This is a genomic window from Bradyrhizobium sp. SZCCHNRI20481, from assembly GCF_032485055.1.
Taxonomy (GTDB): Bacteria; Pseudomonadota; Alphaproteobacteria; order Rhizobiales; family Xanthobacteraceae; genus Bradyrhizobium.
Genome location: NZ_JAUEUE010000006.1, coordinates 274,080 through 291,471, shown reverse-complemented (window position 1 = coordinate 291,471; position 17,392 = coordinate 274,080). Strand labels below are relative to the sequence as shown.

The window sequence follows — 17,392 nt, the reverse complement described above, 5'->3', positions numbered from 1 at the left end:
CGCGATGCGGAGCATCATCGCACGCTCATGTTCGCGAAGCCAGCGCGCGAATGGCATAGCGCTACGGCCGGTCATTCGTCATTGCTTCGCTTCGCGCCTCACTCGCAACGACGTCGGAGAAATGCTGCGTGAATGGCGCTACCGCCCGCGTTCCGGCACGCGCGTGATCTTGGCGCCGAGCGCGTTCAGCCGCTCGTCGATGCGCTCGTAGCCGCGCTCGATCTGGTCGGCATTGTCGATATACGAGGTCCCCTCGGCGCACAGCGCGGCCAGCAGCATGGCCATGCCGGCGCGGATGTCGGGGGAGACGACGCGGGCGCCGCGCAGGCGGCTCGGGCCGGCGACGATGGCGCGGTGCGGGTCGCACAGCACGATGCGCGCGCCCATCGAGATCAGCTTGTCGACGAAGAACATCCGCGACTCGAACATCTTCTCGAACATCAGGATCACGCCCTCGCATTGCGTGGCGGTGACGAGTGCGATCGACATCAGGTCGGCGGGAAAGGCCGGCCAGGGCTGGTCCTCCAGCTTCGGCACGTGGCCGCCGAAATCGTCCTTGATCCGCAGCGTCTGCTCCGAGGGCACGATGAGGTCGTCGCCGGCAACCTCGCAGACGATGCCGAGCCGCTCGAAGCCCATGCGGATCGAGCGTAGATGCTCGGTGCCGGCGCGCACGATGCGTAAGGGAGAGCGCGTCACGGCGGCAAGGCCGATCAGCGAGCCGACCTCGATGTGATCGGGCTGGATCGAGTAGCTCGCCTGGCCCAGCGTGCTGGCGCCATGGATCACCATCGTGTTGGTGCCGATGCCCTCGATGTTGGCCCCGAGCGCGACCAGGAAATGCGCAAGGTCCTGAACGTGCGGCTCGGAGGCGGCGTTGCGCAAGTAAGTCGTGCCGTGGGCGGCCACCGCGGCCACCAGCGCGTTCTCGGTCGCGGTGACACTGGGCTCGTCGAGGAAGACGTCGGCGCCCTTGAGGCCGGAGGCGCGCAGCTCGATCTTGTCGGTCGCGGTGACGGTGGCGCCGAGCTGCTCGAAGGCGAGGAAATGCGTGTCGAGGCGGCGGCGGCCGATGACGTCGCCGCCTGGCGGCGGCAGCGCCACTTCGCCGCAGCGGGCGAGCAGGGGCCCTGCCAGCAGGATCGACGCGCGGATGCGCGCGCAGAGGTCCGGATCGAGGTCCGCGGCGCGGATCTCCTTGGCATGGATCGTGAGCCTGTTCCGGCCGCGCCATTCGGCGGAGGCGCCGACCGAGCGCACCAGCTCGACCAGCGTCTCGGTGTCGCGGATGCGAGGCACGTTGTCGAGCGTGACCGGATGCTCGGTCAGCAGCGCGGCGGCGATGATCGGCAGGGCGGCGTTCTTGTTGCCGGACGGCTCGATCGCGCCCTTGAGCCGGTGACCCCCCTCGACGATGTACTGAATGGGCGCCATGCGCGAAAAGTCCGTTCTGAGATGGTGATTCGCCCGGGGACCGGCGAAAGCGGAACATCGATCTTCAACGGAATTAACACGGAAGGGACGGGCAGGCCACTGCTCCGCAGACTCAGGGTACGCCTGGTCGTCTATCGCGCCAGTGCGCGGTATCCTCGGGCTGGACGTCGCGACTACACGTCCACGTTCGCCGAAAGCGAGTTGTCCTGGATGAACTCGCGGCGCGGCTCGACCACGTCGCCCATCAGCTTGGTGAAGATGTCGTCGGCCTCGTCGACCTCCTTGACCTTCACCTGCAGCAGGGTGCGCGCGTCGGTGTCGAGCGTGGTCTCCCAGAGCTGTTGCGGGTTCATCTCGCCGAGGCCCTTGTAACGCTGCATGTTGATGCCCTTGCGGCCGGCATCGGTGACCGCCTCGAACAAATCGACCGGGCCATGGATCACGGTCTGGACGTCGCCACGGCGCAAGGCGCCGGGCTTCGCATAGGCCTCCTGCAGGCGGGCCGCATATTCGTCCAGCTTGCGGGCATCGACGGACGCGAGCAATGCGTCGTCGATGACTGCGACGTCCTTGACGCCCCGCACGGTGCGCTCGAAGGTGAAGCCCTGGCCCTCGACGAAGTGGCCGATCCAGCCGCGCTCGACCTCGTCGGCCAGCACGTCGAGCCGTTTTGCGATGTAGGCGGCCGCGGCGTCCGCCGTCGGGATATCGCGGGTGATGTCGGGGCGCAGGACGCCGGCGATCGCGGCCTGCTCGACGACCTTGCGGTCGTAGCGCGTGTGCAGGTTGCGCAGGATGTTGCGGACGAGACGCGCTTCCTCGACCAGCGCCAGGAGGTCGCGGCCCTTGCGCTCCTCGCCTTCCGCCGTCTTGAACACGCAATCGTCAAGGCCGGTACCGATCAAATAGTCCTCGAGCGCGCGCTCGTCCTTCAGGTACTGCTCGGACTTGCCGCGCGTCACTTTGTAGAGCGGCGGCTGGGCGATGTAGAGGTGGCCGCGATCGATGATCTCGCGCATCTGGCGGTAGAAGAAGGTCAGCAGCAGCGTGCGGATGTGGGCGCCGTCGACGTCGGCGTCCGTCATCACGATGATCTTGTGATAGCGCAGCTTGTCGATCGAGAACTCGTCGCTGATGCCGGTGCCGAGCGCGGTGATCAGGGTGCCGATCTGCTCGCTCGACAGCATCTTGTCCGGGCGCACGCGCTCGACATTGAGGATCTTGCCGCGCAGCGGCAGCACCGCCTGGAACTCGCGGTTGCGGCCCTGCTTGGCGCTGCCGCCGGCCGAGTCGCCCTCGACGATGAACAGCTCCGACTTGGCCGGATCCTTCTCCTGGCAGTCGGCGAGCTTGCCGGGCAGCGAGGAGACGCTGAGCGGGCTCTTGCGGGTCAGCTCGCGCGCCTTGCGCGCGGCTTCGCGTGCCGCCGCGGCCTGGATCACCTTGCCGACGATCGTCTTGGCCTCGCCCGGATGCTCCTCGAACCAGGCGGCGAGCGCCTCGTTCAGAACGTTCTCCACCACGGGCCGCACCTCCGAGGACACCAGCTTGTCCTTGGTCTGCGACGAGAATTTCGGATCCGGCACCTTCACGGAAAGAACGGCGGTGAGACCCTCGCGACAGTCGTCGCCGGTCAGCGCGATCTTTTCCTTCTTCGCATTGGCCTCGGCGTAGCCGTTGACCTGGCGCGTCAGCGCGCCGCGGAAACCGGCGAGATGCGTGCCGCCGTCGCGCTGCGGGATGTTGTTGGTGAAGCACAGCACGTTCTCATGATAGCTGTCGTTCCACCACAGCGCAGCTTCCACCGTGATGCCGTTGACCTCCGAGCGCACCATGATCGGTGCCGGGACGATCGCTTTCTTGTTGCGGTCGAGATATTTGACGAACTCCTCCACGCCGCCGTCGTAGCGCATCTCTTCGCGCTTCTCGACCGCGTGGCGCATGTCGGAGAGCACGATGTTGACGCCGGAATTCAGGAAGGCGAGCTCGCGCAGGCGATGCTCGAGCGTGGCGTAGTCGTATTCGACGTTCTTGAACGTCTCCGTCGAGGCGAGGAACGTCACCTCGGTGCCGCGCTTGCCCTTGGCCTCGCCGACCACCTTCAGCGGCGCAATCGCGTCGCCATGGGCGAACTCGATGAGATGCTCCTTGTCGTCGCGCCAGACCCGAAGCTGCAGCTTGCTCGACAGCGCGTTGACGACGGAGACGCCGACGCCGTGCAGTCCGCCGGACACCTTGTAGGAGTTCTGGTCGAACTTTCCGCCGGCATGCAGCTGGGTCATGATGACCTCGGCGGCGGACACGCCTTCGCCCTTGTGGATGTCGACCGGAATGCCGCGGCCGTCGTCGCGCACGGTGACCGAATTGTCCGGATTGAGCACCACCTCGACCGCAGTGGCGTGACCAGCCAGCGCCTCGTCGATCGCGTTGTCGACGACCTCGTAGACCATGTGATGCAGGCCGGAGCCGTCGTCGGTATCGCCGATATACATGCCCGGGCGCTTGCGCACGGCATCCAGGCCCTTCAACACCCGGATCGATTCTGCGCCGTACTCGTTCGCGGTTGCAGGCTCGTTGTCGGCGATGGTTTGCCGGGCGGGTTCGGTCATGTGGGGCCTTCGGAAGGGGTGGTCGAATCGGCATCGCAGATCGCATGCCGAGAGCGCTCTTTCTCTCACGAAAGAAGCCACGCGCCTAGCGCAAAGTGGTACTTCGTAAGACATTGAAGAGATAGCGCTTTTTAACGGTTTTTCAAGGCCTGGCGAGGGTCGTTTTCGTCCCCTCCGAAAGCCGGATTCAGGCCCTTCTCGCGGCTGGTTTTGAGGCGTGCAGCGGGGCGCTTTCGCGTGCGATTCAAGGCACGAGTCACGCGTGACGCGGCAGGCGCCTCCTCAGTAGAGCGGTAGCGGCAGGGCGGTGCCACCCGGGCCAACCATCAGGCCCGAGGCACGCCGGCGGCGAGCTCCAGCGTGTCGCTCACGGCGGGCCGCCGGGCGATCTTCAGTCGCCGACCTTGCCGAGCACGGGCATCGCTCTGGCTCTCGGCAGGGATGTGGGGCTCGTCGCCGAGCGCTTGGGCGCCGGCAGGTGCCTGCCGTCCAACGACAGCTCCTTGAACCGGCGAACTGACAGGTTCAGCGGCGGAGCGAGTTACCGCCGCGCGCTGATCCGCCCCGCCTCGACGTCGAAGATCTCGCCGAGCTCGCGTAGTTCGGCAAACGCCGCGGGATCGGCGCCGGTCAGCCATACCTGGGCACCGAGCGTACCCAGCTCGGCGAACAAAGCGGTGCGGCGGCCGGGATCGAGATGGGCGACGATCTCGTCGAGCAGCAGCATCGGCACGATGCCGGTGGTCTCGGCCACCAGCGTCGCATGCGCAAGGATGAGGCCGATCAGCAGCGCCTTCTGCTCGCCGGTCGACGCGTCGCGCGCCGGCATGTTCTTCGGCGCATAGACGACATGGAGATCGGTCAGATGCGGGCCGTCGAGCGTGCGGCCGGCGGCGGCATCGCGCGCGCGATTGTCGCGCAGGACAGCGCGATAGCGGTCCTCCACCGCGAGCGCGGGTTCGGTCAGCAGCGCATTCTCCATCCAGCCGTCGAGCGCAATCTCGGCGGACGGGAACGCGGAGGCAGCACCGCGCTGACGCAGCATCGCAGCGAGCTTCACCGCGGTCTGGCCGCGGCTGGCAGCGACGGCGACCGCGAGCTCCGCAGTCTCGCGCTCGATGGCGTCACACCAATGGTCGTCGAAATTGCGCACCTCGAGCAGCCGGTTGCGCGAGCGCAACGAGCGCTCCAGCGCCGACACCCGGCTCGAATGCGCGCTGTCGATCGCCAGCACCAGGCGGTCGAAGAAGCGCCGTCGCTCCGATGCCGCGCCCATGAACAGGCCGTCCATCGCCGGCGTCAGCCACACCATGCGGATGTGGTCGCCGAAGGCGGCCGCCGAGCCGACCGGCTCGCGGTCGATGCGGCAGCGGCGCGTGGTGTTCGCATCGCTGCGCGGCGGCTCGATGCCAGTGCCGAAGGTCGTCAGCCCCAGCGCGCCCTCGACCTCCGCCGAGACCGCCCACGACCCGTCGCCCTGGTTGTCGGCGACGTCCTCCAGGGTGGCACGGCGCAGGCCGCGGCCCGGCGCGAAGAACGAGATCGCCTCCAGGCAATTGGTCTTGCCGGCGCCGTTGGCCCCGACCAGCGCGACCATGTCCGCCTGCACGCTGACGCTGGCAGCGCGATAGCTGCGGAAATGCGTCAGCGCGAGGCGGTTGATGCGGGAGGGGGTCATCGGGAGGAGCTGGGACCTTGATTCGTCATTGCCGGGCTTGACCCGGCAATCCATCGTCCGCGTCAGCGGACTATTTCATCATATAGATCGCGCCAGTCAGGATTGCTCGCGACGATCAGGTCGATCTTCCATTCACGCGACCAGTGCTTGATATTCTTCTCACGCTGCAGCGCCGCCGCGATTGTTTCATGCGTCTCGAAGTAGACGAGGCGCTTGATGCCATAGCGGCGCGTAAAGCTCTCGGCGAGACCTTCGCGGTGCTCATAGACGCGCCGGACGAGATCATTGGTCACGCCGACATACAGCGTGCCGCCCGGCTTGCTCGCGAGAGTGTAAACCCAGTAGGCCATTTGTAAGGATGGATGGCCCGGTGAAGCCCGGCCATGACGGGTTAAACTCGATCTCGCAGCAGTCTCGCCTCACACCCGCATCGGCATCAGCACATACAGCGCGTTGCGGTTGTCGCGGTCCTGGATCAGGGTCGGCGAGCCCGGATCGGCGAGCCGGAGCACCGCGACCTCGCCCTCGATCTGCGCGGCGATGTCGAGCAGATAGCGCGAGTTGAAGCCGATATCGAGCGCGTCCGAGGCGTACTCGACCTCGAGCTCTTCGGTCGCGCTGCCGGAATCCGGGTTGGTGACGGAGAGCACCAGCTTGCCGGGGGAGAGGGCGAGCTTCACGGCGCGGCCGCGCTCGGAGGAAATGGTGGAGACGCGGTCGACGGCGGCGGCGAAATCGGCCTTGTCGACGACCAGCTCCTTGTCGTTGTTCTGCGGAATGACGCGGCCGTAATCAGGGAAGGTGCCGTCGATCAGCTTCGAGGTCAGCACCACCTGTCCCAGCGTGAAGCGGATCTTGCCCTGCGACAGCTCGATCCTGATCTCGCTGTCATTGTCCTCGATCAGCCGCTGCACCTCGCCCACGGTCTTGCGCGGCACGATCACGCCCGGCATCTCGGCGGCGCCGGCAGGCTGGGGCAGGTCGACCTGGGCGAGGCGGTGGCCGTCGGTGGCGACCGCGCGCAGGGTCGGCTGCTTGGCGGTGCCGCCGGCGTGCAGATAGATGCCGTTCAGGTAATAGCGCGTCTCCTCGGTGGAGATCGCGAACTGCGTGCGGTCGATCAGGCTCTTGACGTCCTTGGCGGGAACCCCGAACGCATGCGTCATGTCGCCTGCGGCGAGATCCGGGAAGTCGCTCTCCGGCAGGGTCTGCAGGGTGAACTTGGAACGGCCGGCGCGGATCGCGAGCACTGCGCGCTCGCCGTCGCTCTCCAGCACGATCTGCGAGCCGTCCGGCAGCTTGCGGACGATGTCGTAGAACATGTGCGCCGGAACGGTGGTTGAGCCCGCGGTGGCGGTCTCGGCGGCCAGGGTTTCCGTCACTTCGAGATCGAGATCGGTCGCGCGCAGCGACAGCCGGGCATTCTCGGCGCGGACCAGCACGTTACCCAGAATCGGGATGGTGTTGCGCCGCTCGACCACACGATGGACGTGGCCCAGCGACTTCAGGAGCTGTGCGCGTTCGACGGTCACCTTCATTGCACTATACCCGCCCGTTCCAACTGAGCTTGTCCTGGAATGCCGGCGGGCTGAGCAGCGCCGCGGCCGATGGCACCTCGCGCCCGAACGGCGCTTGGCCAGCGTCCAGGAGCGTGAGGGGGAGGCGTAAAGTGGCGCGGATGAGGCCCGAGCGCAAGGGATGGCGGGCCGATTTCCCACGTTTCGGCAGGTGCTTCCGCGATCCGCAGGCCGGGTCCGAGAACGACGTCCGAGCATGACGTCCGAGGACAGCGTCGAAGGGCCGGGACAACGGCCCGGCTGGGGGCGAACCTTCTGTCCGCTCCCCTGGCCGTGCGTGCCGTCTAGTCCTGCAACTGGCGCTTGAGCGACTCGACCTCGTCGTTCAGCGCGATGTCCTTGCCGACCAGCGCTTCGATCTTGCGCACCGCATGCAGCACGGTGGTGTGATCGCGTCCACCGAAGCGGCGGCCGATCTCGGGCAGCGAGCGCAGGGTCAGCGTCTTGGCGAGGTACATCGCGACCTGGCGCGGACGCACCACGTTGGCGGTGCGGCGCGACGACAACAGGTCGGAGCGGCTGACGTTGTATTGCCGCGCCACGACGCGCTGGATGTCCTCGATCTTGATGCGCTTCGGTTCCTGCGGCCGCACCAGGTCGCGCACCTCGCGCTCGGCCATGTCGAGCGTGACCGGCTGGTTGTTGAGCTTGGAATGCGCCAGCAGGCGGTTGATCGCGCCTTCGAGATCGCGGCCGTTATGGGTGATGGAGCGGGCGAGATAGTCGAGCACCGGCTCCGGCACGTCGAAGCTCGCATGATGCGCGCGGGCCGCGGCGACGCGCGACTTGAGAATGCCGAGGCGCAGATCCTCGCCGAGCGAGCCCATCTCCACGACGAGGCCGCCGGCAAGCCGCGAGCGGACGCGATCATCGAGGCTTTCGAGGTCCGACGGCGGCCGGTCGGCTGCGATGACGACCTGTCGTCCCGCATCGATCAGCGCGTTCAGCGTATGGCAGAACTCGGCCTGGGTCGATTTGCCCTGCAGGAACTGCAGGTCGTCGATCACGAGCACGTCGATGCCGCGCAGCGCTTCCTTGAAGGCCAGCGCGGTCTGCGATTTCAGCGCCGCGACGAAGCCGTACATGAATTTCTCGGCGGTGAGGTACAGCACCTTGCGCTCGCCGCCGGCGTTGCCGGCCCAGGTGACCGCCTGCAGCAGATGCGTCTTGCCCAGCCCGACGCCGGCATGGATGTAGAGCGGGTTGAACATCACGGGATCGCCGCGGCGGCCGTCGGCGACCTGGCGCGCTGCGGCATGGGCCAGCGTGTTGGCGCGGCCGACGACGAAGCTCGCGAAGGTCAGCCGCGGATCGAGCGGCGAGCCGCCGAGCGCGTCATGGCTCGTGGCGAGCGAAGCCGCAGCCGACGCAGTTCGCGTGTCGGCGCTCGTCGCCGGCCGGTTGTCGTTGCGCTCGGCCCGGCGGGCTTCGACGGCGACGGGGGCTTCCTTGACCGGCGTCGCGCAGCGCATTGCGGTGCGAACGGACAGATCGATGCGATGCACCTCCGGCATCTCGGCCTGCCAGCACGACAGCACGCGCTCGGCATAATGCGCCTGGATCCAGCTCTTCAGGAAACGCGTCGGCACCGACAGATGGACGCTTTCGTTCTGAACGGCCTCGAGGTCCATGCGGGCAAACCAGCTCGTATAGACGTCCTCGCCGACGGTCGAGCGCAGCCGCCCCTTCACGCGAGACCAGCGATCCTGTTCCGAATTTGTCATGGCAGTCGCAACTTTTCGAATTGAGTGGTGGTGTCGTGTGATCGCCGGGCAGACGTCCCGTGAAAGGACACGTGTGCCGCAGCGAGACCTCGAGCGGAGGCTCAACTCCAGACATGGCTCGCCGTTCGGCGCGGACGCCGTCGGGCCATCAATGCTGGTGGAAGAAGCTTCTCCGCGAGGTCAGCGCATACTCAGATGCGCGATGGACGCCGGAGGGCCGATCGCCGTGCTGGCAATGGCCGGGCTGGAGATGTCGATCACTTCAGTGTTGACCGCCAAGGGTGCGTTATCCGGAACCAGCCTATGGTGTGTGCCCGCAATGTGTCCGTAAAACATGCAACCTCCCCGCCCTGCCGTGATTGCTCATGGCAAGTTGTCATCCCAATGCCGCCGCGCCTGAACCCCAAGATTCAGCCGCACCGCCGTACATCCCGTCCAACTTGTCCACTCGGTGAGCGAAGCCGCCACGAGCTTCAGCCGGGTCGACCGATGTCGTATTTCTCTTGTTCAAAGCGGCGCAACGATGATGCTGCGCCCGAGAAATTTCGACAAAGTTCAGTCGCTCCCCATATTGCTATGGGTACAGATCCGGCCATCGCTTTGGAAAGCGTCGCCAACGCGCACACCGCCGCCGATTTGCACGTCCGCCCCGTTTCTAAAACCGCGCTGGTCTCAAGATCGTGGGCGCCGCGAGTGATTAAAGAAATACACGATGCGTCGGGACTCGCAATCCATAAGATCGGAGCACGCGTTACGAGTCTTCGCGGCGGTTGCGACGCGGTGTTGCGCGTTAAGAAAGCAACGTTTTGAATCATCGCGAGGAATCTCGGATGTGACAAACAACATCGTCTGCCCAAAATTTCTTCATAATTTTTTTATGTTTCGACCGGCCTCACCCGCTTTTCCAATCACTTGGTCGCGCTATGCACTTAAGTCATTTTCGAAACGATGTTTTTCGCGATTGCTCGAAGCGGGTAACTCCCGCGATGCGCGGTGCGCAAAGTGAGCGGCGCATCGCGCGCTCTTGACAGCGATGCGCAAGCGCGGCGCGCAGATTCGCAGCCGTTTCAGATGAGACAATATTGTCACTGCGTAAAAATACGGAACTTCACGTAGTTCCGACGGAACCTGTGTCAGGCGCGCACGACATCGCGCGGGTTCCACCACGCGCGAAGATCGTATTCGCGATGCGATATCACCATCAAGATGTGACCATCAAATGGAGAAGGCGCGGCGAGCGATGGAGGGATGCGCGACAGCGGAACGCGCAATTGAAAATGGCACAAAAGAAAAGCCCGGCGCGAGCCGGGCTGTTTGCATCTTGATAGTTCGTCAGCCGCGCGATCGCGTCACTTCGCGAGCTTGGCGATCTGATGCGTGAGGCGCGACACTTTGCGGCTCGCGTTGTTCTTGTGAATGATGTTGCGCTGTGCGGCGCGCATCAGCTGCGGCTCGGCATTGGCCATCGCCTTCAGCGCGGCGTCGCGATCGCCCTTCTTGATCGCGTCCTCGACGGAGCGAACCGCGCCGCGCATCTGGGTGCGGCGCGACTTGTTGATGATGGTGCGGCGGGCAATCTTGCGCGTCGCTTTCTTCGCGGAAGTCGTGTTGGCCATGCTCTCAAATATCCTTCGGCGGCGAGCAGTCGCCGCTCTTGCGGGTACGCGCGCGGCCCGCTTGACGCGGCCCCATCGACGCGGTGGGTTGTTCGGACGCCTCTCTGAGAATGCCATGACCGGAGCAGTTGCTCGGCGGATCGGCGCTGCTCAAAGAACAGCGGCGGCGGGATTGCGCCCACCGCCATTGACGACCTTATAGGGGCAGGCCTGGCGAGCGTCAACGGTCTCGGAGCGCCCCGCCGCGGCTGGAATCGGCCAAAACCCGGTTCTAAGCCCCTGACGAGGTTGAATTTCTGCGGGGCCCCCGCTATGGCCTTGCTGCCCGAGAGGGCGTGCGAGAGAGGGCAGGTGAGGCATGATCCGCGGTTTTTTCCGTCTGGTGGGGCTGTTGCTGCTGGCCGGAAGCTTCATCTTCCTGGTCTATGACGGCGCGCGCTGGGTGGCCGACCAGACCCTGCAGTTCACCCGGTTCGGCCAGCTCTGGAACGACGTCCACCAGGCGAGCCAAGCCGCCTTCAAGGCCTGGATCGAGGCCAAGGCCCCGTTCTTGTGGGAGTGGATCGTCAAGGTGTTTTTGGACCAGCCGGTGTTTGCGGTGCTTGGCCTGCTCGGAATCCTGCTGATGCTGCTGTTCCGGCCGCGCAAGCCGCTGATCGGCTATGGACGCGACTGAGCGCGGCGGTTCGTCTCGCCGCGCCGGCAGCAGTACTGGATTCCGCTCGGAGCGTGACGCGGGAACCGCTGGCGCGGCGTAACGGCGCTACTGCTCGTCCCGTAGAGCCCTATATATTCCCCTGACAAGAGGTCATCGCGCCGTGGGCCGTCCCGCGGGCGCTGGCCATGAGCGGAGACATCCCATGTTCTTCATGCGCAAAGCCCCTGCCATGCCGTCTGCCGCCGAGGCGCTGCCCGGCCGCGCCCTGCCGATCCCGACCGCCGCGACGCATTTCGTCAACGGTCGCCGCCTGTTGCCGCCCTATCCGGACGGCCTCGAGCAGGCCGTGTTCGGGCTCGGCTGCTTCTGGGGCGCGGAGCGCAAGTTCTGGCAGCTCGGTGACGGCATCCACGTCACCGCCGTCGGCTATGCCGGAGGCCATACGCCGAACCCGACCTACGAGGAGGTGTGCTCGGGGCAGACGGCGCATACGGAGGTCGTGCTGGTGGTGTTCGATCCCAAGATCATGTCCTACGAGCGCCTCTTGAAGACGTTCTGGGAGAGCCACGACCCGACCCAGGGCATGCGTCAGGGCAACGACGTCGGCACGCAATATCGCTCAGCGATCTACACGTTCAGCGACGCGCAACGCGAGGCGGCCGAGGCGTCGAAGGCGGCCTACGAGTCGGCGCTGCGCGCCAAGGGGCTCGGAGCGATTACGACCGAGATCGTCCCGGCGGGGCCGTTCTATTTCGCCGAGGATTATCACCAGCAGTACCTGGCCAAGAATCCGGCCGGATATTGCGGCCTCGGCGGCACTGGCGTCGCGTGCCCGATCGGTGTCGGCGTGAGCGCATAGGCCGGGCTGAGCGCGCCCGATCACCGTGAACATCGGATCCCTCTCCCACGCCGTGGGAGAGGGATTTTTTTCCGGGCCGCTTTCACCGCGGCCCGTTTGCGACGGGGGGACTACACGCGCCAACGGTTTGTTAACCTTAACCGCGCATGACTAGCGCACATCCTCATTCAAGGATTGTTCGAGTGCGCGCGTTGTTTGTTCCGGTCATTACCGTCCTGTCCGCGATCCTGTTGTCGGGCTGCATGCAGACGATCTCCCCCGTCGCTGCCGTCCAGCCGCAGAGCGATCTCGACGCGATGGCCTATGGAACGCCTTCCACCGGCCCGGTTGCCGCCACCGGGCAGGGTGGAGCGATCCCTACGTTGCGCAACTCGTTCGCTGCCGCCACCCGCGCAGACGCCAATGTCGTTCCCGCCGGCTATGCGCCGGCGCGCCGCGACCCCGCCTATCATCTCGATGCCGGCGACAAGCTGCGCGTGGTCGTCTACGGCCAGGAGGGTCTGACCAACACCTATGCGATTGATGCGTCCGGATCGATCACGATGCCGCTGATCGGCAGCGTGCCGGCGCGCGGCCGCACCACCGCCGGCCTCGCCGCCGAGATCACCGCCAAGCTGCGCAACGGCTACATCCGCGAGCCCTCGGTGGCGGTCGAGATCGAAGCCTATCGCCCGTTCTTCATCCTCGGCGAGGTGCAGGCGCCCGGCCAATACCCCTACGTGCCCAACATGACGGTCGAGAGCGCGATCGCGATCGCCGGCGGCTTCTCGCCGCGGGCGCGGCGCGACGTCGTCACCCTGACCCACACCGATGCTTCCGGCGCCGCGCGCTACGAGGTGCCGCTCGGCACCTCGCTCAAGCCGGGCGACACCATCCAGGTCGGCGAGCGCTGGTTCTGACCTCCATAGGAATCGCTGCACGCTCGCGATGACGCGCGGCGCAGAACGATGCGCCCCCTCTTCTTTCGTCATTGCGAGCGAAGCGAAGCAATTCAGAGTCGCACGCGACGCTCTGGATTGCTTCGTCGCTTCGCTCCTCGCAATGACGGTGGTGCGGTGATCAGCGCAGATGCTGGGCAAAGAACGCCAGGCTGTGCGTCCAGGCGAGGTCAGCGCTCGGCTGGTCGTAGCTGGCGCGCTCGTCGCAGCCAAAGCCGTGCTGGGCGCCGGGGTAGATGAAAATCTCGACGTCCGGCCGCTTGGCCTTGATGGTCTCGACGTCGCTCAAGGGAATGCCCGCGTCCTTCTCGCCGAAATGTAGCTGGGTCGGCACCGTCGGCTTGTCGTCGGCGAACCGCGCGACAGCGCCGCCATAATAGCCGACGGCGGCGCGGAGGCCCGACAGCTTGGTCGCAGCCGCATAGGCGATGCTGCCGCCGAGGCAGAAGCCGATGATGCCGACCGGCCCGACATTCTTCACGACGTCGATTGCGGCCTGGGTGTCGCGCAAAAAGGCCGCCCAATCCGGATTGGCGACGAACTTGCGCGCGACCGCGATCTCGTCGGGCGAATAGCCTGAGGTGAAGCCGGGCTCGACGCGGTCGAAGATCGCCGGCGCGATCGCAACGTAACCCTCGGCGGCGAGGCGGTCGCAGACGTTGCGGATGTGATGGTTGACACCGAAGATCTCCTGGATGACGACCAGCGCGCGCTTTGCAGTTCCGGTCGGATCGGCGCGGTAGGCGCCGAGCTGGAAGCCATCAGATGCCGTCAGCTTGATGTCTTGTCCCACGTTCTGTCCTCTTTGCGGTCGTCAGGCGCGTGTCAGCGCCACATCCAGTTGGTGCCGTAGTCCTCTTTCCAGCCGGTCAGCCGGCCCCTGCGGAACTTCAAGTAGAGGCGGTGATGGTGCGAGACCAGTCCGCTGCCGCCGAGATTGCGCAGTGCCAGAAAGGTCTCGTTGCCGGGCGTGCCGTTCAGATAGATCAACGGCTGCTCCAGCACGCGCGATGTCTCACCGACATCCATGCCGAAGGCAAGCGGCGTGACGTTGGATGACGTCGCTGTGAAAGGCGCGTCGGCGACGCTCAGCGTCTGCCCTGCCGCGGCAGGGGGAACGGCCGACAGGCTCGGCAGCATGGCCGCAGCCAGGCACAGCGTCATACGTGCGGATGGTCTCATGGGCTGAAATCTCCTTTCGCTGTCGCGTTGGCTGCACCTCTTCCTAGCGTGCCCGGCGCCATCAGCCCAGCATCGTTCGCGCTGCACAACGTAAAATGCCAATTCAATTCGCAAGCCGGCGGTCAAATCCCGTTGCGTCGTCGTGGCAACGCGATCATTCTTATGATGGCTGGCATCTATCCGGTGGGTCCCAGCGAATCGATAAAACCGAACTTCGCCCTAAGCGAAGTCGCACGCCGGGCGGGGAAGAAACCAAATGCCCAATCTCACCATCAACGGGCGGACCATGTCCGTCGACGCGGCGCATGACACGCCGCTGCTATGGGTCATCCGCGAGCAGTTGCAGATGACCGGCACCAAGTTCGGCTGCGGCGCCGGGCTGTGCGGAGCCTGCACCGTTCATGTCAACGGCGAGGCCGTGCGCTCGTGCCAGACTATGGTCGGCGACGTCGCGAACAAGAAGATCACCACCATCGAGGGGCTGTCGCAGAAGGGCGATCATCCGTTGCAGAAGGCGTGGATCGCCGAGCAGGTGCCGCAATGCGGCTACTGCCAGTCCGGCCAGATCATGCAGGCAGCCTCGCTGCTCGCCAAGACCACGAGTCCGACCAAGGAGGAGATCGTCGCGCATATGGACGGCAATCTCTGCCGCTGCATGACCTATTCGCGGATCCAGAAGGCGATCCAGCGCGCCGCGTCCGAGATGCGCACCGCGTCCAACACGAGCGACCGGAGGGCGACATGAACCAGCATGTGAAAGCAGCGCCGTCGATGACCCCCGATCTCAGCCGCCGCTCCTTCCTGGTCGGTACCGCCGCCTCCGGCCTCGTGCTCGGCTATGCCGGCCTCGCCGACAGCGCACTCGCAGCCGCGGCACCTGCGAACTTCGAGCCCAGCGTGTGGTACGCGATTGCGCCGGATGGCATCGTGACCGTGACCTGCGGCAAGGCCGACATGGGCCAGCACATTGCGTCTACCATGGCGCAGATCGTCTGCGAGGAGCTCGGCGCCGCCTGGAAGGACATGCGGGTCCAACTCGCCTCCAACGATCCGAAGTACAACGATCCCGTGCTCGGCGCCCAGATCACCGGCGGCAGCTGGAGCACGATGATGAACTTCGACGCCATGAGCCGCGCCGGCGCCGCCGGCCGCATCGCGCTCACCGAGGCGGCCGCGACCGCGATGGGCGTGCCGGCAAAGGAGCTCGTCGTGCGCGACAGCGTTGTCATGCATCCGAAATCGAAGAAGCAGATGACCTATGCCGAGATCGTCAAGAGCGGCAAGATCACCAAGAGCTTCTCAGCCGACGAGTTGAAGGCGCTGACGCTCAAGACTCCCGATCAGTACACGATGATCGGCGTCTCGGTGCCGCAGCTCGACATTCCCTCCAAGACCAACGGCACGGCGAAATATGGCATCGATACGATGCTGCCGGGCATGGTCTACGGCAAGGTCGTCACGCCGCCGGTGCGCTTCGGCGCGACGGTCACGGCGGTCGACGACTCCGAGGCCAAGAAGGTGCCGGGCTTCATCAAGGCAGTGACGCTCGACGACAAGACCGGCTCGACCTCGGGCTGGGTGGTCGCGGTCGCCAATACCTATGCCAACGCCAGAAGGGCGGCGGACGCGCTCAAGATCAGCTACGACAAGGGCCCGTATGCCAATGTCAGCACCGACACCATCATCACCGAGGCGATGCGGCTGCAGGCGCAGGACGACGCCGGGCAGTTCTTCGTCAAGGACGGCGATGCCACGGCGGCTTTGTCGGGCGCGGCCAAGGTGCTGGAGGCGGAGTACACCACCAGCATCAACATCCATGCGCCGCTGGAGCCGATGAACGCGACCGCCGAGTTCAAGGGCGACATCCTGCACATCTACTCCGGCAATCAGTTCGCGACCCGCTCCGGCGCGATCGCGGCAGGTGCCGCCGGGATCGATCCGAAATACGTCGTGATGCACCAGGCCTGGCTCGGCGGCGGCTTCGGCCGCAGGCTCGATGCCGACATGATGGTGCCGGCGGTGCAGGCGGCCAAGGCGGTCGGCAAGCCGGTCAAGGTGATCTACTCCCGCGAGAACGACATGACGATGGACTACTCGCGGCCGCTCACCTACCAGAAGGTCAAGGCGGGCCTCGACAGCAATGGCAAGCTCATCGCCCTGAGCCATGACGTCGTCTCGGCGTGGCCGACGGCGCGCTGGGGCATCCCCGACTTCCTGTCGCCCTCGGTCGACAAGAAGGGGCCGCTCGACTCCTTCACGGTCAACGGCGCCGACTTCTTCTACACGGTGCCCAACCACCATGTGCGCGCGATCAAGAACGAGCTCGCCCACAATGCGACGCCGTCCGGGCAATTGCGCTCGGTGGCGCCGGGTTGGACGTTCTGGGCGGTCGAGAGCAGATCGACGAGATCGCGGTGGCCTCGGGGCAGGACCCGGCGCAGTTCCGCATCGCGCTGCTCGACGGCAAGGGCAAGAACGACGGCGGCGCGCAGCGGCTGCGCAACACGCTGCTGGCGGCGATGGGCCTGTCCGGCTACGGCGCCAAGAAGCTGCCGCCGGGCGAAGGCATGGGCGTGTCCTGCGTGTCGTCGCAGGAGCGCGCCACCGCGAGCTGGACGGCGTGCGTCGCCCATGTCGCGGTTGCCCCTTCGGGGGCGGTCACGGTGAAGAAGCTCACGGTGGCGACCGACGTCGGCACGCAGGTCCATCCCGACAACATCCGCGCCCAGGTCGAGGGCGCGGCGCTGTGGGGCTTGTCGCTCGCGATGTACGAGAAGGCGACCTTGAAGGACGGCGGCATCGAGCAGACCAACTTCGACAGCTACACGCCGCTGAGGATGAGCCAGGTGCCGGAGGTCGCGATCGCCGTGATCGCCAATGGGGAGAAGGCGACCGGCGTCGGCGAGCCCGCGGTGACCGTGGTCGCGCCGGCGCTCGGCAACGCCATCTACAACGCCTGTGGCGCGCGGCTGCGCTCGCTGCCGATCACCGCCGCAGCGGTCAAGGCGGCGATGAAGGCGTAGCGTCGTCGCGAGACCATCGCTGTATCTGGGAACCGCCGGAGCCCGTCTCCGGCGGTTGCTTTTTGCGCCGCAGTCACATCCCCGCGCCGCACGA

The 17,392-nt window shown here is 65.9% G+C and carries 14 protein-coding genes and 1 pseudogene; 6 read left to right on the top strand and 9 right to left on the bottom strand.

Features of this window, described 5'->3' with window-relative positions:
* Positions 1 to 138: 138 nt before the first annotated feature.
* The 6 genes from murA to dnaA form a co-directional block, all read right to left on the bottom strand.
* Positions 139 to 1,434, bottom strand: coding sequence for a UDP-N-acetylglucosamine 1-carboxyvinyltransferase (gene murA, locus QX132_RS12130; protein WP_315715017.1), 1,296 nt, complete (start codon positions 1,432 to 1,434; stop codon positions 139 to 141).
* Between the two features lie 173 nt (positions 1,435 to 1,607).
* Positions 1,608 to 4,043, bottom strand: coding sequence for a DNA topoisomerase (ATP-hydrolyzing) subunit B (gyrB, locus tag QX132_RS12125; RefSeq protein ID WP_315758099.1), 2,436 nt, complete (start codon positions 4,041 to 4,043; stop codon positions 1,608 to 1,610).
* Positions 4,044 to 4,584: 541 nt separating this feature from the next.
* Positions 4,585 to 5,721 (bottom strand): DNA replication/repair protein RecF, encoded by a 1,137-nt coding sequence (gene recF, locus QX132_RS12120; protein ID WP_315735526.1) that lies wholly within the window; start codon positions 5,719 to 5,721, stop codon positions 4,585 to 4,587.
* A 62-nt stretch (positions 5,722 to 5,783) separates the two neighbouring features.
* Entirely contained in the window at positions 5,784 to 6,071 is a 288-nt protein-coding gene (locus tag QX132_RS12115) for a GIY-YIG nuclease family protein (protein WP_316161280.1), read from the bottom strand.
* A 69-nt stretch (positions 6,072 to 6,140) separates the two neighbouring features.
* The gene (dnaN, locus tag QX132_RS12110) at positions 6,141 to 7,259 is read right to left on the bottom strand and encodes a DNA polymerase III subunit beta (protein WP_315735522.1); all 1,119 of its coding nucleotides are present in this window, start codon (positions 7,257 to 7,259) and stop codon (positions 6,141 to 6,143) included.
* 323 nt (positions 7,260 to 7,582) lie between these two features.
* Positions 7,583 to 9,022 (bottom strand): chromosomal replication initiator protein DnaA, encoded by a 1,440-nt coding sequence (gene dnaA, locus QX132_RS12105; RefSeq protein ID WP_315735520.1) that lies wholly within the window; start codon positions 9,020 to 9,022, stop codon positions 7,583 to 7,585.
* A 489-nt stretch (positions 9,023 to 9,511) separates the two neighbouring features.
* Here dnaA and QX132_RS12100 point away from each other — a divergent pair, with 489 nt between their 5' ends.
* On the top strand, positions 9,512 to 9,832 hold the full coding sequence (locus tag QX132_RS12100) for a hypothetical protein (RefSeq protein ID WP_315735518.1): 321 nt from the start codon (positions 9,512 to 9,514) through the stop codon (positions 9,830 to 9,832).
* Positions 9,833 to 10,371: 539 nt separating this feature from the next.
* Here the strand turns inward: QX132_RS12100 and rpsT are convergent.
* Positions 10,372 to 10,638, bottom strand: a complete 267-nt coding sequence (rpsT, locus tag QX132_RS12095) for a 30S ribosomal protein S20 (RefSeq protein WP_315715026.1) — start codon at positions 10,636 to 10,638, stop codon at positions 10,372 to 10,374.
* Positions 10,639 to 10,996: 358 nt separating this feature from the next.
* Here rpsT and QX132_RS12090 point away from each other — a divergent pair, with 358 nt between their 5' ends.
* The 3 genes from QX132_RS12090 to QX132_RS12080 all read left to right on the top strand — a co-directional run bounded on the left by QX132_RS12090 (position 10,997) and on the right by QX132_RS12080 (position 13,054).
* Positions 10,997 to 11,314: a hypothetical protein gene (locus QX132_RS12090; protein ID WP_315715027.1), complete on the top strand. Its 318-nt coding sequence runs from the start codon at positions 10,997 to 10,999 to the stop codon at positions 11,312 to 11,314.
* 184 nt (positions 11,315 to 11,498) lie between these two features.
* Positions 11,499 to 12,155: a peptide-methionine (S)-S-oxide reductase MsrA gene (gene msrA / locus QX132_RS12085; RefSeq protein WP_315735512.1), complete on the top strand. Its 657-nt coding sequence runs from the start codon at positions 11,499 to 11,501 to the stop codon at positions 12,153 to 12,155.
* 182 nt (positions 12,156 to 12,337) lie between these two features.
* On the top strand, positions 12,338 to 13,054 hold the full coding sequence (locus QX132_RS12080; RefSeq protein WP_315784356.1) for a polysaccharide biosynthesis/export family protein: 717 nt from the start codon (positions 12,338 to 12,340) through the stop codon (positions 13,052 to 13,054).
* Between the two features lie 160 nt (positions 13,055 to 13,214).
* Here the strand turns inward: QX132_RS12080 and QX132_RS12075 are convergent, their stop codons facing one another.
* Complete coding sequence (locus QX132_RS12075) at positions 13,215 to 13,886, bottom strand: dienelactone hydrolase family protein (protein WP_316161277.1); 672 nt, start codon at positions 13,884 to 13,886, stop codon at positions 13,215 to 13,217.
* Between the two features lie 32 nt (positions 13,887 to 13,918).
* Positions 13,919 to 14,275 (bottom strand): hypothetical protein, encoded by a 357-nt coding sequence (locus QX132_RS12070; protein WP_315812147.1) that lies wholly within the window; start codon positions 14,273 to 14,275, stop codon positions 13,919 to 13,921.
* Positions 14,276 to 14,531: 256 nt separating this feature from the next.
* Between QX132_RS12070 and QX132_RS12065 the strand changes: the two genes are divergently transcribed.
* Entirely contained in the window at positions 14,532 to 15,020 is a 489-nt protein-coding gene (locus tag QX132_RS12065; protein WP_315735504.1) for a (2Fe-2S)-binding protein, read from the top strand.
* Positions 15,017 to 17,298: pseudogene (locus QX132_RS12060) on the top strand (molybdopterin cofactor-binding domain-containing protein). The gene QX132_RS12065 and the pseudogene QX132_RS12060 overlap by 4 nt, the downstream one beginning before the upstream one ends.
* Positions 17,299 to 17,392 lie beyond the last annotated feature (94 nt).

Coding starts and splice junctions, on each gene's coding strand:
- murA (WP_315715017.1), bottom strand. CDS start 1,434: ATGGCGCCCATTCAGTACATCGTCGAGGGGGGTCACCGGCTCAAGGGC.
- gyrB (WP_315758099.1), bottom strand. CDS start 4,043: ATGACCGAACCCGCCCGGCAAACCATCGCCGACAACGAGCCTGCAACC.
- recF (WP_315735526.1), bottom strand. CDS start 5,721: ATGACCCCCTCCCGCATCAACCGCCTCGCGCTGACGCATTTCCGCAGC.
- QX132_RS12115 (WP_316161280.1), bottom strand. CDS start 6,071: ATGGCCTACTGGGTTTACACTCTCGCGAGCAAGCCGGGCGGCACGCTG.
- dnaN (WP_315735522.1), bottom strand. CDS start 7,259: ATGAAGGTGACCGTCGAACGCGCACAGCTCCTGAAGTCGCTGGGCCAC.
- dnaA (WP_315735520.1), bottom strand. CDS start 9,022: ATGACAAATTCGGAACAGGATCGCTGGTCTCGCGTGAAGGGGCGGCTG.
- QX132_RS12100 (WP_315735518.1), top strand. CDS start 9,512: ATGTCGTATTTCTCTTGTTCAAAGCGGCGCAACGATGATGCTGCGCCC.
- rpsT (WP_315715026.1), bottom strand. CDS start 10,638: ATGGCCAACACGACTTCCGCGAAGAAAGCGACGCGCAAGATTGCCCGC.
- QX132_RS12090 (WP_315715027.1), top strand. CDS start 10,997: ATGATCCGCGGTTTTTTCCGTCTGGTGGGGCTGTTGCTGCTGGCCGGA.
- msrA (WP_315735512.1), top strand. CDS start 11,499: ATGTTCTTCATGCGCAAAGCCCCTGCCATGCCGTCTGCCGCCGAGGCG.
- QX132_RS12070 (WP_315812147.1), bottom strand. CDS start 14,275: ATGAGACCATCCGCACGTATGACGCTGTGCCTGGCTGCGGCCATGCTG.
- QX132_RS12065 (WP_315735504.1), top strand. CDS start 14,532: ATGCCCAATCTCACCATCAACGGGCGGACCATGTCCGTCGACGCGGCG.